Here is a 16,279-nt window from a genome sequence, read left to right on the forward strand (position 1 = left end):
TCAACAGAGTAATGTTGTATAAGAGCACAAGTTTTTTTACTTGTGCTCTTATAGTTTGTTTTACTAAAAAACCTATTTTGGTTTTACTGATGATGGCTCTAAATATTGCGCTAAAAAGACTGGGCAAAGAAAGTATTACCATTTTAAAAATGTTTCAAAATATAAGGGCCCAAGTAATAAAAGTGTCTAAAAGCAAGCTAGCTCTAGGGTAATCAATCTACTTCTTTGACTGGTAATTTCTTCTTAAAAAAACCAGATAGTTAATTGTTGTTTTTTCTTAAGTTTAACGCTATAAACACCAAACAAGCAGGAATTACCCACCCTAAACTAAAATTTGCTAAAGGAATAATGTTTTTAATTTCTGTTAAGTTTTCTCGTGGAATAATAAAACCTAAAAAATCTGGAATACTAAATAAAAAAGTAACTAAGACAACTGCTCTAAATACTTGTTTTGAAGCATACTTTTCTGGTACAATGTTTAATAAAATTAAAACTATAGTTATGGGATATAAAAACATTAAGGCAGGTACTGCTAATGTGATGATAAAATCTACTTGATAACTCCCAACTATAATACCAATTACAGAAGCAATGCCAGCAGTAATAATGTATGCTTTTTGTGAATCTTTACATATCCCTTTAATATAATCAGCTGTTCCTGTAACAATTCCAACTGCTGTTGTAAAACAAGCCAAAGCTACCAAAATACTTAAAAAAGTGGTTCCAAAATTACCTAACGTTTGCGTGCTTAAACCTGATAATATTTCGATTCTTGATGCCTTTTCTGTAAAAGTTGATGAAAATAGAGATCCGCTTAAAATCAATCCTCCGTAAATCAATAATAATCCTGTTCCTGCTATTAAACCTGCTTTTCTAATTAAATTTCTTCTTGCTTCGAAACTTGTATGGCTACTATAATTTAAAGAGATAATAATAACAGCACCAACCACAACACCTCCAATAGCGTCAAATGTTTGATAACCTTCTAAAAGTCCATCTACAAAAGGGGTTTTAAATGTTGTTGGAGCAACAGAACTTGGTGAATAAAAAATGGCAATTCCAATAATTACCAATAAAATTAATACAATAATAGGGGTTAAAAACTTACCTATTAAACCTATAATTCTAGAACGATTAATTGCAAAAATAAACACCATTACAAAGTAAATAATACTTGTATAAATGGCACCTGAATCAGCAAATGGCTGAACAGTCATCTCATGAGTAACCGCAGCTGTTCTTGGTGATGGAATTGCAATAGCAATCAAATAAATCAATAAACAATAAGTTGTACTAAAAAGAGGAGATACTTTTTTACCAAAATCATATAAAGTTCCTTGTAATTTGGCATGTGCAAAAATTGCCAAAATAGGAATGGTAACTGCTGTAGTTACAAAACCTAAAACTACTATCCACCAATCTAAGCCAGATTTTACTCCTAAACTTGGGGGTAAAATTAAATTTCCTGCTCCAAAAAAGAGCGAAAAGAGTGCAAAACCTCCAATCCAAATTTCTTTTGTTTTGTTCATTAATTGGTTCATTTTTATTCTTGAAATATACATATTTTTGCGTGATGCAGAAATCAATCAAATTTAAAAATGCACATATTTCTTTTTCCGATTCTGGAAAAGGTCCTGCAGTTATTTTAATCCACGGTTTTTTAGAAAACACTTCGATGTGGGATAAAATTACACCACATATTTCTGAGCGAAATAGAGTAATTACTATTGATTTGTTAGGTCATGGAAAATCCGATTGTTTGGGTTATGTGCACTCAATGAAACTTTTTGCAGAAGCTATAGAAGCTGTTCTAAAACACCTGCGCATTCGAAGGTGTTTTTTAATTGGACATTCTTTAGGCGGATATGTGGCTTTGGCATTTGCAGAAAAACATCCTCAGAAGATAAAAGGGTTATGTTTAATGAATTCCACTTCAAATGCTGATGATGATGATCGTAAAACCTTAAGAGCTAGAGCAAATAAAATGATTCAGACCAATTTCGAAAGCATGGTTAGAATGTCTTTTGTCAATTTATTTGGTCCAAAAAGTAAAACTATTTACAAAGAGGAAATAGAAAATGCTTTATATGAAGCACTTCAAACTCCTATTCAGGGCTATATTGCAGCTCAAGAAGGAATGCGTATTAGACTTAATAGAAATCATGTTTTAGACGAAAACAGTTTTAAAAAGTTAATAATTATTGGTAAAAAAGACCCTGTAATGAACTATGAGGCTGCAATCCAAGAAGCAGAAAAGACCAATTCTGATTTTGTGGTTTTTCCTAATGGTCATATGAGTCATATCGAAAATACCGATGATTTGATTTCGACTTTAAAAACATTTTTGAAGCTTTGTTAAATTTGATTTTCTAAAAAAAATCTGTTACTTTGGTAACCTTACATAATTAAAAATCAAGTTAATCACTTAAAAGAAATCACTAAAATGGATAAAAAAAGAAGAGATATTTTAAGAAGTTTTGCACTTGCGCCTTTATTATTAAGTTCTAATAGTTTAGTATCAAATTCTTTATTTACAAATCATATCTTAGAAACAAAAACTACTGCAAAAGTAAAGTTTAGTGTTAATGCATATACCTTTAACGAACAATTGAGAAGTGGTGAGATGAACTTTTATGATATGATGGAATTTGCATCAAATTTAGGATTAGACGCAGTAGATTTAACAGGCTATTATTTTTCAACTTATCCAAATATACCTGAAGATAAAACTCTTTTTCAGCTTAAGAAAAAGGCACTAGAATTGGGTTTAAATATTACTTGGACTGGTGTTCGAAATAGTTTTTTAACACCAAATAAAACTAAGAGAACAAAAGATATTGAGTTGATTAAAAATTGGCTAGAAGTATCATCTAAATTGGGTGCTTCTATTATGAGGGTTTTCCCAGGTTTTGGCAAACACAAAGGAGCAACCAGAGATGAAGTTAAAGATTGGATGGTAGCAGATTTTAAAGAATGTGCCAAATACGCTGAAAAGAAAGGAGTGCTTTTAGGCATGCAACATCATAATGAGTTTTTGTACAAAGCAGATGAAGTGATAGATATCTTAAAAAGAGTTAACTCTGAATGGTTTGGGTTAATATTAGATGTTGGCAGCGTTCGAAGAGGAAATCCTTATGAAGAAATTGCAACATTAGCTCCTTATGCAAACTACTGGTTTTTAAAAGAATTGGTGTATACAAATGGAGTTCCTGAACAAGTAAATATGGAGAAAATTGCTCCTATTTTGAAAGCGAATAACTATAAAGGCTATATTTCTTTTGAAAGCCTAACCAAAGGAGATCCGAAAGAAATTGTTACCCGTATGTTTACCGATTTTAAGAATGCTTATGGTAATATATAAAATAGATTAGTCTTCTTTCAATCCATTCCAACCCTGAGCTTTTAACTCAATCTCTTGGTTAGCTCTTGTTATTAATTGTAAACCTTGGTTTTCTGCTGTTATATGACCAATAATGGAAAAATTTGGATTGGCTTTTATTTTATCAAAATCAGAAATTGGCACAGTAAATAAAAGTTCATAATCTTCACCACCACTTAAAGCGACCATTGTAGAATCGAGTTCAAATTCTTCACAAGCAGAAATTACTTGAGGGTCTAAAGGTAGTTTGTCTTCATAAATTTTACACCCTACTTTACTTTGTGTACAAATATGAAACAATTCAGAAGAAAGTCCATCAGAAATATCAATCATAGACGTTGGTTTTACATCTAATTCTTTTAAAATTCCAGCCACATCTTTTCGTGCTTCTGGTTTTAATTGTCTTTCTATTAAATAGGTATAATTTTCTAAATCAGGCTGATTGTTAGGATCAACTTGAAAAACTTGTTTCTCTCTTTCTAGCACTTGCAACCCTAAATAGGCTGCACCTAAATCTCCAGAAACAACAATTAAATCCGTTTCTTTTGCACCATTTCTATAAACAACTTTATCTTTTTCAGCGGTACCAATTGCAGTAACAGAAATTAAAATTCCTTTGGTAGAAGAGGTTGTATCACCACCAATTAAATCAACTTTATAAGTATTACAAGCCAACTGAATTCCAGCATACAATTCTTCTATTGCTTCTAAAGAAAAACGATTAGAAACCGCTATGGAAACCGTAACTTGTTCTGCTTCACCATTCATTGCATAAACATCCGATAAATTTACGATAATCGCTTTGTAGCCCAAGTGTTTTAAGGGCATATAACTTAAATCAAAATGTACGCCTTCTATTAACAAATCTGTGGTTACCAATGTTTGTTTGTCTGAAGAATCTAAAACCGCAGCGTCATCTCCAACCCCTTTTAAAGTAGAGGGTTGATGTATTTTAAAAAATTTAGTAATATGGCGAATTAAACCAAACTCACCAAGTTCAGCTAACGATGTTTTTTGTGGGTTTTTATCTTCTAACATGCTGCAAAGATAGGTACAATCTAAAAAAGGACAGAATTACTTTAACATAGATATTCGCTTTTTTTTCATTTTAAATAGTATTTTTGAAAGTTATCAAAATAATATTCTCTCAAATCAGCGTTTTTAATATTAGAAACATTATTTGAATTAAATATAAAGTAATGAAAAAACTATTTTTTCTTTTAAGTATTTTACTTTTTGGTTGTTCAAAAACAGATGTTTTTGAAGGAGAAAATCAAATATTAATACAACCTATTGCTAAATGTGAAAATGGTTTTGCAGGAGAATATCCTTGCAAGGACTATGATTTACTAACTCATATTCCGCTTAATTTATTAGGAGGTACAAAAGGAAATGATTGTTGGGGTTGGGTAGATCCTGTAACAAAAAAAGAATATGCTTTAATGGGAACAGACGAAGGAGTCACTTTTATCGATATTACTAACCCAAAAAATGCTATAATTTTAGGAACCTTAAAAACTAGAACAGTTAGTAGCCCATGGAGAGACATAAAGGTTCACAATTCTATCGCGTATATTGTTAGTGAAGCAGAAGATCATGGAATGCAACTTTTTAATTTAGGGCGTTTAAGAAAAGTTAGTAACCCTCCTGTTGAATTTACTTCAGACAGAGATTATACTGGTTTTGGAAAAGCGCATAATATCGTAATAAACGAAGAAAGTGGTTTTGCATACGCAGTAGGAACAAAAACTTTTGCGGGTGGCCCTCATTTTGTTGACATCAATGCTCCTTTTAAACCTACTCCTGCTGGCGGATTTGCAGATAGCTCCTATTCTCATGATGCACAAGTAGTAACTTATAAAGGCCCAGATACCGACTATACAGACAAAGAAATTCTAATAGGAAGTAACGAAAATGAAGTTGTTATTGTTGATGTTACCGACAAAGAAAATCCCCAGAAAATTTCTTCAATTACCTATTCAGATATTGGCTACACACACCAAGGTTGGTTTACAGAAGATTTTAGGTATTTTTTGTTGGGTGATGAATTGGATGAAAGAGACAAAGGTGTAAATACAAGAACTATTGTTTTCGATCTTATAGATTTAGACAACCCTATTCATCATTTTGATTATGAAGGAACAACCGCGGCCATAGATCACAATGGTTATGTAAAAGACAACCTTTTTTATCAAGCAAATTATACTGCAGGTGTAAAAATTATTGATATTTCTAGTATTGAAAACAAACAATTTAATGAAGTCGGTTTTTTTGATACTTATCCTAATAATAACAATACTGCTTTTAATGGGGCATGGAACGTTTACCCATATTTACCAAGTGGAAATATTATTATTAGTGATATTAATAGAGGACTTTTTATCATTAGAAAAAGTAATTCATAACTTTAATTCATGAAAAATTATTGGCTCATTTTTTGTCTATTTTTTTTCACAAGTTGTTCTAAAGAATCTACTATATCTTTACCAGATATTACTCCCGCAACAATTGAAGTTTTATCGGTTAAAACCTTTGGAGGATCTAATAACGATGTTATAAAATCAGTTACTCATACTGCAGATGGTGGCTATATAACATTGGGTTATACTCAGAGTAATAATGGCGATATTACCTCAAAAAATGATACCAGTTTTGACTTTTGGGTAATGAAATTCTCTGGTAACAATACGCTTTTATGGAGTAAAATATTTGGTGGGTCAGATGATGATCGAGGAGAAAAAATTATAGAAACAACTGATGGTGGTTATGCAATTTTAGGTTATAGCCAAAGTATTGATAAAAATATTTCCAGTGCTGGTTCCAAAGACTTCCTACTAATAAAACTTACTAAAAATGGAAGCATTTCTTGGCAAAAAACTTTTGGTTTTAAGGGTTCAGATTACGGAATAACACTTATACAAACTAAAGACAACGGATACTTAATTACAGGTGTTTTAGACATAACTGCTTCTGATGGTCAAGGAAATTCTAAATCTGCAAATATTAAACATGCGGGTGGAGATGTATGGGTAATAAAACTAAATAATTCTGGAAATCTAGAATGGAGCAAGTATTTTGGTGGATCTTTCACCGATACTCCTTTTGGAGTGGTAGAAACTCAAGACAATTCTTATTTGATTGCAGCTTCATCAGACAGCGATGACTTTAATATTTCTAACAATAAAGGGAGTTACGATTTCTGGATACTAAAAATTGCATCAGATGGAAAACTCATTTGGGAAAAAAGTTTTGGAGGTTCTGAAATTGACGAAGCAAGAGGAATTGCAACTACAAACGAAGGTGATTTTATAATCGTTGGAGACACAAGAAGTTCTGATAAAGATGTTACTTTAAATAATGGGGCTGCAGATATCTGGATGCTAAAAATTACCTCAGATGGAAATTTAATCTGGCAAAAGTCTATTGGAGCTAGCGGTTTTGAAACGGCTAGATCCATTACTAAAACTCAAGATAATGGTTTTTTAATTGCGGGTAGTTCGAGAAGCACAGATAATGGGTTTATAAATAAAGGTCAAAATGATGCTTTAATTTTAAAAATAGATAACAATGGAAATCTACTTTGGAAAAAAACCATTGGAGGTTCTGAAATTGACTTTTTATATGATATAAAAGAACTCAATAACAACTCTATAGTAGCAGTTGGTGAAAGTAAAAGCGCTGATAAAGATATTACTAAAAATAAAGGTTTTACAGATGCTTTAATTCTGAAACTTAAAGAAAAATGAAAAAACACTTCTATTTTCTTATCATTTTAATATCCTTTGTTTCTTGTAACAATGAAAATGAAATTGACAGCAGTCATCAAATAAAACTAAAATTTACTCATAACTGGGATGGAACTTCTTTATCATCTAGAGATTTTAGTGTTTTTAAATTTGTTAATCAAAATGGAGAGAAAATAAGTATTGAACGATTACGGTACATACTCTCTAATATACATTTTATTAATGGTAATGAAACTTATACATTTAGCAATTATAGCTTAGTTGATTTAAAAAATGGAAATGAATTCGCAATAAATCTCCCAAAAAAAATTACATCAGGGAGTTATCAATTAAAATTTACATTTGGTTTTAAAGATATAGATAATATTGATGGAGTTTATCAAGATTTAAATTCAGTCAATTTTAATGTTCCTTCAATGTTAGGAGGAGGCTACCATTACATGCAGTTTGATGGCAAATACAAAGATTCTAATAATCAAGATGCAAATTTTAACTATCACGCAATAAGAGCCGTAGACAGATCAGATCCAAATAATTTAAAATTTGAAGACACTTCTTTCGAAGTTAATATAGGAACAATAAGCATTATTAACAACGCAGAAATTACCATTAAAGTCAATATTGCAGAATGGTTTAAAAATCCAAATACTTGGGATTTGAACAAATTAAACACAGTCTTAATGCCAAATTTTGAAGCTCAAAAATTAATGCGTGCCAATGGAAAAACTGTTTTTTCTTTAGGCGATGTGTCTCAATAAATAAATCAACATTCACCTTGAAAGCAATAGAAAGGTCTCAAAAAATGAAAAAAACAAGTATATTTCTTTTCTCTTTTTTTCTTCTGATGAGTTGCTCATCAAAAGAAGAAGAAGTATATACACCTGTTCCATATAATTTAGAAATTCCATCGCTTTTTTCAGATAAATTAATTGCCCCAATAATTCCGACAAACAATCCATTGACAGAAGAAGGTGTTGCGCTCGGGAAAAAACTCTTTTTCGACAAAATTCTTTCTGGAGATGGAACCCAATCTTGTGCAACTTGTCACGACCCTAAAAATGCATTTACAGATAACCAAAAATTTAGCGACGGAGTAGATGGCAATTTCGGAACAAGAAATTCGATGCCATTATTCAATTTAGCTTGGAACTTTGATGAACGTTTTGCCTGGGACGGAAAAGATTTTGGTTTAGAAGGTCAAGCCTTTGAACCCGTTTCAAATCCTATAGAAATGCATTCTAATTGGGCCGATGTTGAACAGAAACTTAAAAACCACCCAGAATATCCTACTTTATTTAAACAAGTTTTTGGAACTTCAAAAATTGATTCCATTTTGGTAACTAAAGCCATTGCCCAATTTGAAAGAACTTTAATTTCTGGCAATTCTAAATTCGACAAATTTTTACGAGGAGAAACGACACTAACTCCAGAAGAACAAAACGGATTTGATGTTTTTATGGACGAAGCTAAAGGAGATTGTTTTCATTGTCATGGAAGTAATAACAATCCGCTTTGGACAGACAATAAATTCCATAATAATGGTTTGGATGCTACTTTTACAGATTTAGGTCTAGGAGCAGTGACTGGAGATCCTGCAGATAATGGAAAATTTAAATCTCCATCAGTTAGAAATTTAGCATTTACCGCCCCATACATGCACGATGGTAGGTTTACAACAATAGAAGAAGTTATCAATCACTATTCAGAAGGATTAAAACCATCTTCTACTATAGATCCATTAATGAAAAAAGTAAATCATGGTGGAGTAGGTTTATCTCCAAAAGATAAAGCCGATTTAAAAGCTTTTTTACTTTCACTTTCTGATTTCGATTTTATCAACAACTCTGACTTTCAATAATAATCAATAAAACCAATGCTTTAATTAAGTTTGGTAATGAAAGGTTAACTATTTTATTCGACTTATATCGTATATTTGCACACAATTTAGATTTAATCTATTTAAAATTATGATAAAAGTATCAGACACAGCTAAGAAAAAAGTTATCGAATTGATGACAGAAGATGGCTTTGACGCAACAAAAGATTATGTTAGAGTTGGCGTAAAAAGTGGAGGTTGTTCAGGTTTATCTTACGATTTAACTTTTGACAATAAAAAAAGTGAAGACGATAAAATTTTTGAAGAAAACAATGTAAGACTTATTGTCGATAAAAAGAGTTTCTTGTATTTAGTAGGAACTACTTTAGAATATTCTGGGGGTTTAAACGGAAAAGGATTTGTATTTAACAACCCAAATGCAAATAGAACTTGTGGGTGTGGAGAAAGTTTTTCACTTTAAAAATTAAGAAAAAAAGATGTCAAAATATACTGAAGACGACTTACGCGAAGAATTAAAAACCAAAGAATACGAGTACGGTTTTTATACAGATATAGAAAGTGAAACCTTTGCCAAAGGACTAAATGAAGATGTGGTTCGTGCTATTTCTAAAAAGAAAAACGAACCAGAATGGATGACCGAATGGCGTTTAGAAGCATTTCGTGTTTGGTCTAAAATGGAAGAACCAGAATGGGCAAATGTTACTTATAAGAAACCTGAATTCCAGGAAATTGCATATTATTCTGCGCCGAAACAAAAACCAAAATTAGACTCTTTAGATGAAGTTGATCCTGATTTACTAGAAACCTTCAAAAAATTAGGAATTTCTATTGATGAGCAAAAGAAATTGGCCAATGTTGCTGTAGATATTGTTATGGATTCTGTTTCTGTAGCAACTACTTTCAAGAAAACTTTGGCAGAAAAAGGCATTATTTTTATGCCTATTTCTGAAGCAATTCAAGAACATCCCGAATTGGTGAAAAAATATATTGGTTCTGTTGTGCCCACTACAGATAACTTTTATGCAGCCTTAAATTCTGCTGTTTTTTCTGATGGATCTTTCTGTTACATTCCTAAAGGCGTAAGATGTCCAATGGAACTATCAACCTATTTTAGAATTAATGAAGGCGGTACTGGTCAGTTTGAAAGAACTTTAGTAGTTGCAGACAAAGGAAGTTATGTTTCTTATTTAGAAGGATGTACAGCTCCTCAACGTGATGAAAATCAATTACACGCCGCAGTTGTAGAATTGATTGCTATGGATGATGCAGAAATTAAATATTCTACGGTTCAAAACTGGTTTCCTGGTGACGAATCTGGAAAAGGTGGTGTTTACAACTTTGTAACCAAAAGAGGTTTATGTGAAAACAATGCAAAAATTTCTTGGACACAAGTAGAAACTGGTTCTGCGATTACTTGGAAATATCCTTCTTGTATTTTAAAAGGAAACAATTCTGTGGGTGAGTTTTACTCGATTGCAGTAACCAATAATTACCAACAAGCAGATACTGGAACTAAAATGATTCACTTGGGTAAAAATACCAAGTCAACTATTATTTCTAAAGGAATTTCTGCTGGAAAATCACAAAACTCTTATAGAGGTTTAGTACAAATAAACTCAAGAGCAGAAAATGCACGTAATTTCTCACAGTGTGATTCTTTATTAATGGGAAATGAATGCGGTGCTCATACATTTCCATATATAGAAACCAAAAACAAATCGGCACAAATAGAACACGAAGCAACCACTAGTAAAATTGGTGAAGACCAATTGTTCTATTGCAATCAACGTGGAATCGATACAGAAAAAGCAATCGCTTTAATTGTAAATGGATTTAGTAAAGAAGTCTTAAACAAATTACCAATGGAATTTGCGGTTGAAGCTCAAAAATTATTGGAAATTTCTTTAGAGGGTTCAGTTGGATAGTAAATAATAAAATTAAATAGCATACAGCCATTGGCAAAAGCTTAAAGCAGAATTAAAATGTTAAAAATAGAAAATTTAAACGCAGAAATTGACGGAAAAGCAATCTTAAAAGGATTAAATATAGAAGTAAAAGCCGGAGAAATTCACGCAATAATGGGGCCAAATGGTGCTGGAAAAAGTACTTTGGCAAACGTTATTGCTGGTAAAGAAGAATACGAAGTTACAGACGGAACCATCGAATTAAATGGTGAAGATATTAGCGAATTAGCGCCAGAAGAAAGAGCACATAATGGTGTGTTTTTATCGTTTCAATATCCTGTAGAAATTCCTGGGGTATCTGTAACTAACTTTATTAAAACTGCGATTAACGAGACTAGAAAAGCTAAAGGTTTAGAAGAAATGCCTGCTAAAGATATGCTAAAGAAGATTCGTGAAAAATCAGAATTATTAGAAATAGACAGAAAGTTTTTAGGGCGTTCTTTAAACGAAGGTTTTTCTGGTGGTGAGAAAAAACGTAACGAAATCTTTCAAATGGCAATGTTAGAGCCAAAATTAGCCATTTTAGACGAAACAGATTCTGGTTTAGATATTGATGCTTTACGTATTGTTGCTAACGGTGTAAACAAGTTAAAATCTAAAGACAATGCTGTAATTGTAATTACGCACTATCAACGCTTGTTAGATTACATTGTACCCGATTTTGTACACGTTTTACACGATGGAAAAATCGTTAAAACGGGTGATGCTTCTTTAGCTTTAGAATTAGAAGCAAAAGGTTATGATTGGATTAAGCAAGAACTTGTATAAGTTTTGTAGTAAAACAGTTGCAGTATGCAGTCAAAAACCGCTTACTAAAACAGAAATTATAAAAAATACTCAGTCACAAAATAGTTTATTTATAATCCAAATGATAAACTGCCAACTGAAGACTGAAAACTGAAGACTGAAATAATGGAATTAAAAGATAAATTATTATCATCATATGTCGCTTTTGAAAATCGTGTAGACACCAATTCTGATGTACACGAAATTAGATCTGAAGCTCTAGAAAATTTTGAAACTTTAGGTTTTCCAACAAGAAAGCTAGAAGCTTGGAAATACACTTCTTTAAATTCGGTTTTAAAGCAAGATTATAGCTTATTTCCAAATAAAATTACCGCTATTGAATTAGCTGATGTAAAACAGTTTTTTATTCATGAGATAGACTCTTATAAAGTTGTTTTTATTGATGGTAAATACAGTTCATTTTTATCGCAAACTACACACGAAAACTACGATGTTTGTTTAATGTCTTCTGCTTTAAATAAAGATAAATACAAACCGGTAATTGAAAAGTATTTTAATAAAATAGCAAAGCAAGACAACTTAACTTCGCTAAACACGGCTTTTGCTACAGAGGGTGCTTACATTAATATTCCTAAAAATACAGAGGTTCAAAAACCGATTCAAATCATCAATTTTACAACAGGTTCTGAAGCTGCAACAATGTTGCAACCAAGAAATTTAATTGTAGTTGGAGAGAATTCTCAAGTTCAAATTATAGAACGTCATCAAAGTTTAACCAGTAACGCTGTATTAACAAATGCCGTTACAGAAATTTTTGCTGACAAAGCTTCGAATGTAGATTATTACAAGATTCAGAATGATGAAATTACTGCTTCTTTAGTTGACAATTCTTATATAGAACAGCAATCTAACTCTATTGTTTCTGTGCATACGTTTTCTTTCGGAGGAAACATCACTAGAAACAATTTAAACTTTTATCAAAAAGGAGAACATATAGATTCTATATTAAAAGGAATTACCATTATTGAAGGAAAACAACACGTAGATCATCATACTTTAGTACATCATATTACACCAAATTGTGAATCTCATCAAGATTATAAAGGAATTTATGACGAGCGTTCTACTGGAGTTTTTAACGGAAAAGTAATCGTTGAAAAAGAAGCTCAGAAAACTAATGCATATCAACAAAACAACAATGTTTTAATTAGTGATAGAGCTACAATTAATGCAAAACCTCAATTAGAAATTTTTGCTGACGATGTAAAATGTTCTCACGGTTGTACTATTGGTCAATTAGATGATGATGCTTTATTTTATATGCAACAACGTGGAATTCCGCAAAAAGAAGGTAAAGCCTTACTAATGTTTGCATTTGCCAATACAGTTTTAGAAAGTGTAAAAATACCTGAAGTAAAACAACGTATTACCAAAATTATTGCCAACAAATTAGGTGTAAATATTGGGTTTGATTTATAAGAATTATTGATGCTTTATCGACAAAACTTAACCGCTCTTTTAAAGAGTGGTTTTTTATTTTATCTATAAATCAGTATCTTAGAAGAAATTATGAATGATGAATAAAAATCTAAAACTCGTTTTTTTAATCCTTGGAATCATCTTAATTACTTTTGGTATTCATCTTTTAGAAATTGATAAAGCAAAAGACAATACCAATTCTTATATTGTTATGAGTATTGGTTTTGTATCATTAATATTAAGTTTATTAAAAGAGAAAAAATAACTTCTATTTTAGAAACTTTTATTTTCTTAGACTTCCAATAATTCCTTTTAAAAATTCATTTTCATCAAAATTAGACAATCCAAAACGCACAATAACCATTTCTTGATCTGGTAAAACATATACTCTTTGTCCTTGGTAACCATCAGCAAAATACATATTTGCAGGGACATCTTTAAACTGTTTGTTGGCATTTAACCAAAATTGTGCTCCATAGATTCCGTTAGAAGTTGGTGTGGGTGTCGTAACATAATTTACCCAATCTTTAGTAAAGAGTTTTTCTCCGTTCCAATTTCCATTATGTAAATACAATAAACCAAATTTTACCCAATCTCTGCTAGTGGCCCAAGAATAAGAAGAACCTACATAATTTCCACTTAAATCAGCTTCTAAAACCATAGAGTTCATCCCTATTTTATCGATGAAATCTGAATACCAAAAATCTAAATATTCTTGATGTGTTGTAAACTGTTTTCTTAAAATTCCTGAGAGTAAATTTGTAGTTCCTGAAGAGTAATTCCAAGTTTCATTAGGTTTACCTACCAAAGGCTTATTTTCTTGCATTTTGGTCATATCTCTGTCTAAAAACAACATCTTGGTTGCATCAGAAATTTCATCATAATTTTCATCCCATTCTAAACCAGAATTCATTTGTAGTAAGTTATGAATAGTTATGTTTTTTCGTTCATCATTTTGCCAAGATTCAATGGGTGCTTTATCTGTTACATTTATCTTACCTTGATGTTGTAAAACCCCAAAAACAGTACTTAAAATACTTTTGGTCATAGACCATCCAAGAATTTTAGAATCTTTAGTAAAACCTCTATTGTATTTCTCTGCAATAATTTGATCTTTATAAACTACTAAAACTGCTCTGGTTAGATTCTTTTCTTGAAACAAAGAATCGATAGTACTATTTAATTTATTGTAATTGATGTTAGCAAAAACCGTATCTTTTTGAGGTGCATTTCCATAGGGAAAAGGGGTTGCGTTATCTGGCTTTAATCTTTTCGGTGATAAATAACTAGCAGTTTCATCATCTTCTGTTAAGGTTAAAACGCTTCCTAAACCTTTTCTATAAACGGCCTTTCTTGTAAGCAATCCAAAAGCTGAAGAAATGGCAATTTTCTTTTCTAAATCTACCTCATCTGAAGCCAAATTAACAGGAGAAAAATTATTGTCAGTGGTATCCGTAAATTCTAAAGTTCTCCCCGCTACAAATACTGAAGACGCAGTACTTTTTGCAGAATAGCCTGATAAGATATTCAACTTTGGATAGTTATAAACAACTGCTACAATAACTAAAACCAATAATAGCAGTAAAATTCGTTTGAAAAGTTTCATTAAAAATATTTATTTCAGTAAAAATACACAATTAGTTATAAGTTTTCACATCAGTAAAAATACTTGAATTTAAAATTGGGGTTTTCTGCTCTAATCTTAAATCATTGATTTTAATAGTTTTATACATCGTATTTAATCAACTAAAAATTATGACCGCTACTTCATCCAACTCTAAACCTTCTACAAGTAAAGTTGCAACTAAAAAAACAGCAACCAAAAAAGAAGTTCCCGGCATTTCTGAAGATGTTATATCTGAACTTAGTAAAGAAATAAACAGTATGCTTTCTTTTGCTGTTTATAACGGAATTATTGTAAACACAGAAGTGAATACTTTAATTCAAAATAGTAATGTTGATGATTTGATAAACGCACACAATTTGTTGTGCAAAAACATTGCACCTGCTACACCAAAATCCATTGGTTTTACCAAGCAGCTCAATCAGGATAGTAATGGAAAATCGATTTTTAAAAAACTTCCTTTACTCAGAAATTTAATTCTATTGGCATTATTTTTTCTAGTTGCATACATCGCTACTGGAATGACAACTGAGGTGAATAATGATTCTTTAGACAAAGGAATGATGAATAACAGTGGAGTTCCACTTCTTCTAAATGTTGTTTATTTAGGGTCAGTTGCAGGTTTAGGTGTGTTATTCTATTTGTTAAAAGATGTTAGTACATCTTTAAAAAATGGTTCTCTAATTCCAGAAAATGCCATTTCGTATTTATCACAAATCATTTTAGGGATTATTGCCGGTTTAATTATGTCAGAAATTATAGCTTTTTATACTTCTGATCCACAAAAAATAAATCTTTTTAATAAAAGTGTTTTGGCTTTAATAGGTGGTTTTTCTTCGGATGCAATTTTTAGCATTTTACAAGGAATCATCAACAGAATAAAGAATATTTTTCTAACTCCTAATCCATCCAACTAATGTATAAAAACCTCATTTTATTCTTTGTAATAGCTTTTTTCTTGTCTTGTGCAAGTTTGCCTAATTCTACAGCAAAACTCTCTAAAAGTGTGATTGATGAAGGTGATGCTATGCATCAATTAAACATTTCTTTGGTTAATCAATTATTTACAGAAAGAAGAGCACGTTTAAACAATTTTATCACTAACAAATACACTCCAGCAATTATTAAAAAGTATCAAAATTTATTACCTGCAGATGTTGATTATAAAAAAGAATTACCAAATATTATTGAAGCGATTATTCCCGTTATCAACAGAAAAAGAGATTCTTTACAAGATTTACTGTTAAATCAACAGCAAAAAATAGTTTCGGGTTTAAACACCAATTTTATTTCTTACGCTAAAGCAACTTCATCATTGCAAAACATTATCAATTCTGCTGTAAAGGTTAAAGATGCTGAAGAAAGTGCTTTGTCAGCTATAAATCAGTTGACAGGTAACAAGCTAAATTTTAAAGAAATAGAAAGCAAAATGGATAGTTTACTAAACAAAACAGGTTTAGGAATGGGTAAATTATTAAACGTAGAACAGATTATAAAATAAAA

Annotated in this window: 16 protein-coding genes; 13 read left to right on the forward strand and 3 right to left on the reverse strand. The window is 31.2% G+C overall.

Annotated elements, in window-relative coordinates; genetic code table 11:
• Positions 1 to 260: 260 nt before the first annotated feature.
• Positions 261 to 1,529 carry a branched-chain amino acid transport system II carrier protein gene (gene brnQ / locus DIS07_RS05195; protein WP_109404555.1) on the reverse strand — a complete coding sequence of 423 codons (1,269 nt, stop codon included), beginning with the start codon at positions 1,527 to 1,529 and terminating at the stop codon, positions 261 to 263.
• Positions 1,530 to 1,573: 44 nt separating this feature from the next.
• Between brnQ and DIS07_RS05200 the strand changes: the two genes are divergently transcribed.
• Together DIS07_RS05200 and DIS07_RS05205 are read left to right on the forward strand one after the other, a co-directional pair.
• Positions 1,574 to 2,359 (forward strand): alpha/beta fold hydrolase, encoded by a 786-nt coding sequence (locus tag DIS07_RS05200; protein ID WP_109404171.1) that lies wholly within the window; start codon positions 1,574 to 1,576, stop codon positions 2,357 to 2,359.
• An 84-nt stretch (positions 2,360 to 2,443) separates the two neighbouring features.
• Positions 2,444 to 3,361, forward strand: coding sequence for a sugar phosphate isomerase/epimerase family protein (locus DIS07_RS05205; protein ID WP_109404172.1), 918 nt, complete (start codon positions 2,444 to 2,446; stop codon positions 3,359 to 3,361).
• Between the two features lie 6 nt (positions 3,362 to 3,367).
• Here DIS07_RS05205 and thiL read toward each other — a convergent pair whose 3' ends face one another.
• Positions 3,368 to 4,417 carry a thiamine-phosphate kinase gene (gene thiL / locus DIS07_RS05210; RefSeq protein WP_109404173.1) on the reverse strand — a complete coding sequence of 350 codons (1,050 nt, stop codon included), beginning with the start codon at positions 4,415 to 4,417 and terminating at the stop codon, positions 3,368 to 3,370.
• Positions 4,418 to 4,578: 161 nt separating this feature from the next.
• On the opposite strand from thiL, the gene DIS07_RS05215 reads away from it, so the two are divergent.
• The 9 genes from DIS07_RS05215 to DIS07_RS15050 all read left to right on the forward strand — a co-directional run bounded on the left by DIS07_RS05215 (position 4,579) and on the right by DIS07_RS15050 (position 13,417).
• On the forward strand, positions 4,579 to 5,784 hold the full coding sequence (locus tag DIS07_RS05215; protein ID WP_109404174.1) for a choice-of-anchor B family protein: 1,206 nt from the start codon (positions 4,579 to 4,581) through the stop codon (positions 5,782 to 5,784).
• Positions 5,785 to 5,793: 9 nt separating this feature from the next.
• Positions 5,794 to 7,125, forward strand: coding sequence for a hypothetical protein (locus tag DIS07_RS05220; RefSeq protein WP_109404175.1), 1,332 nt, complete (start codon positions 5,794 to 5,796; stop codon positions 7,123 to 7,125).
• Positions 7,122 to 7,883, forward strand: coding sequence for an MbnP family protein (locus tag DIS07_RS05225; RefSeq protein WP_109404176.1), 762 nt, complete (start codon positions 7,122 to 7,124; stop codon positions 7,881 to 7,883). The genes DIS07_RS05220 and DIS07_RS05225 overlap by 4 nt, the downstream gene beginning before the upstream one ends.
• Before the next feature lie 44 nt (positions 7,884 to 7,927).
• Entirely contained in the window at positions 7,928 to 8,983 is a 1,056-nt protein-coding gene (locus DIS07_RS05230) for a cytochrome-c peroxidase (protein ID WP_181374538.1), read from the forward strand.
• A gap of 109 nt (positions 8,984 to 9,092) precedes the next feature.
• Positions 9,093 to 9,422: a HesB/IscA family protein gene (locus tag DIS07_RS05235; RefSeq protein ID WP_109404178.1), complete on the forward strand. Its 330-nt coding sequence runs from the start codon at positions 9,093 to 9,095 to the stop codon at positions 9,420 to 9,422.
• Positions 9,423 to 9,438: 16 nt separating this feature from the next.
• A complete protein-coding gene (gene sufB, locus DIS07_RS05240) occupies positions 9,439 to 10,887 on the forward strand; it encodes a Fe-S cluster assembly protein SufB (RefSeq protein ID WP_109404179.1) in 1,449 nt (482 codons plus the stop codon).
• 57 nt (positions 10,888 to 10,944) lie between these two features.
• A complete protein-coding gene (gene sufC, locus DIS07_RS05245) occupies positions 10,945 to 11,694 on the forward strand; it encodes a Fe-S cluster assembly ATPase SufC (protein WP_109404180.1) in 750 nt (249 codons plus the stop codon).
• A 144-nt stretch (positions 11,695 to 11,838) separates the two neighbouring features.
• Positions 11,839 to 13,152: a Fe-S cluster assembly protein SufD gene (sufD, locus tag DIS07_RS05250; protein ID WP_109404181.1), complete on the forward strand. Its 1,314-nt coding sequence runs from the start codon at positions 11,839 to 11,841 to the stop codon at positions 13,150 to 13,152.
• A gap of 97 nt (positions 13,153 to 13,249) precedes the next feature.
• Positions 13,250 to 13,417, forward strand: coding sequence for a hypothetical protein (locus DIS07_RS15050; RefSeq protein WP_181374539.1), 168 nt, complete (start codon positions 13,250 to 13,252; stop codon positions 13,415 to 13,417).
• Positions 13,418 to 13,435: 18 nt separating this feature from the next.
• Here the strand turns inward: DIS07_RS15050 and DIS07_RS05255 are convergent, their stop codons facing one another.
• Entirely contained in the window at positions 13,436 to 14,758 is a 1,323-nt protein-coding gene (locus tag DIS07_RS05255) for a serine hydrolase domain-containing protein (protein WP_109404182.1), read from the reverse strand.
• A 104-nt stretch (positions 14,759 to 14,862) separates the two neighbouring features.
• On the opposite strand from DIS07_RS05255, the gene DIS07_RS05260 reads away from it, so the two are divergent.
• Both DIS07_RS05260 and DIS07_RS05265 read left to right on the forward strand, forming a co-directional pair.
• Entirely contained in the window at positions 14,863 to 15,693 is an 831-nt protein-coding gene (locus tag DIS07_RS05260; protein ID WP_235869098.1) for a hypothetical protein, read from the forward strand.
• A complete protein-coding gene (locus tag DIS07_RS05265) occupies positions 15,693 to 16,277 on the forward strand; it encodes a hypothetical protein (RefSeq protein WP_109404184.1) in 585 nt (194 codons plus the stop codon). The genes DIS07_RS05260 and DIS07_RS05265 overlap by 1 nt, the downstream gene beginning before the upstream one ends.
• Positions 16,278 to 16,279 lie beyond the last annotated feature (2 nt).

This window comes from Polaribacter aquimarinus, assembly GCF_003129485.1.
GTDB classification, from domain to species: Bacteria; Bacteroidota; Bacteroidia; order Flavobacteriales; family Flavobacteriaceae; genus Polaribacter; species Polaribacter aquimarinus.

Bases quoted from the DNA above. Each gene is read 5' to 3' on its own strand.
- sufC (WP_109404180.1), top strand. From the start codon at position 10,945: ATGTTAAAAATAGAAAATTTAAACGCAGAAATTGACGGAAAAGCAATC.
- sufB (WP_109404179.1), top strand. From the start codon at position 9,439: ATGTCAAAATATACTGAAGACGACTTACGCGAAGAATTAAAAACCAAA.
- DIS07_RS05230 (WP_181374538.1), top strand. From the start codon at position 7,928: ATGAAAAAAACAAGTATATTTCTTTTCTCTTTTTTTCTTCTGATGAGT.
- brnQ (WP_109404555.1), bottom strand. From the start codon at position 1,529: ATGAACAAAACAAAAGAAATTTGGATTGGAGGTTTTGCACTCTTTTCG.
- DIS07_RS05205 (WP_109404172.1), top strand. From the start codon at position 2,444: ATGGATAAAAAAAGAAGAGATATTTTAAGAAGTTTTGCACTTGCGCCT.
- DIS07_RS05235 (WP_109404178.1), top strand. From the start codon at position 9,093: ATGATAAAAGTATCAGACACAGCTAAGAAAAAAGTTATCGAATTGATG.
- DIS07_RS05215 (WP_109404174.1), top strand. From the start codon at position 4,579: ATGAAAAAACTATTTTTTCTTTTAAGTATTTTACTTTTTGGTTGTTCA.
- sufD (WP_109404181.1), top strand. From the start codon at position 11,839: ATGGAATTAAAAGATAAATTATTATCATCATATGTCGCTTTTGAAAAT.
- DIS07_RS05200 (WP_109404171.1), top strand. From the start codon at position 1,574: ATGCAGAAATCAATCAAATTTAAAAATGCACATATTTCTTTTTCCGAT.
- DIS07_RS05265 (WP_109404184.1), top strand. From the start codon at position 15,693: ATGTATAAAAACCTCATTTTATTCTTTGTAATAGCTTTTTTCTTGTCT.
- DIS07_RS05220 (WP_109404175.1), top strand. From the start codon at position 5,794: ATGAAAAATTATTGGCTCATTTTTTGTCTATTTTTTTTCACAAGTTGT.
- thiL (WP_109404173.1), bottom strand. From the start codon at position 4,417: ATGTTAGAAGATAAAAACCCACAAAAAACATCGTTAGCTGAACTTGGT.
- DIS07_RS05255 (WP_109404182.1), bottom strand. From the start codon at position 14,758: ATGAAACTTTTCAAACGAATTTTACTGCTATTATTGGTTTTAGTTATT.
- DIS07_RS15050 (WP_181374539.1), top strand. From the start codon at position 13,250: ATGAATAAAAATCTAAAACTCGTTTTTTTAATCCTTGGAATCATCTTA.
- DIS07_RS05225 (WP_109404176.1), top strand. From the start codon at position 7,122: ATGAAAAAACACTTCTATTTTCTTATCATTTTAATATCCTTTGTTTCT.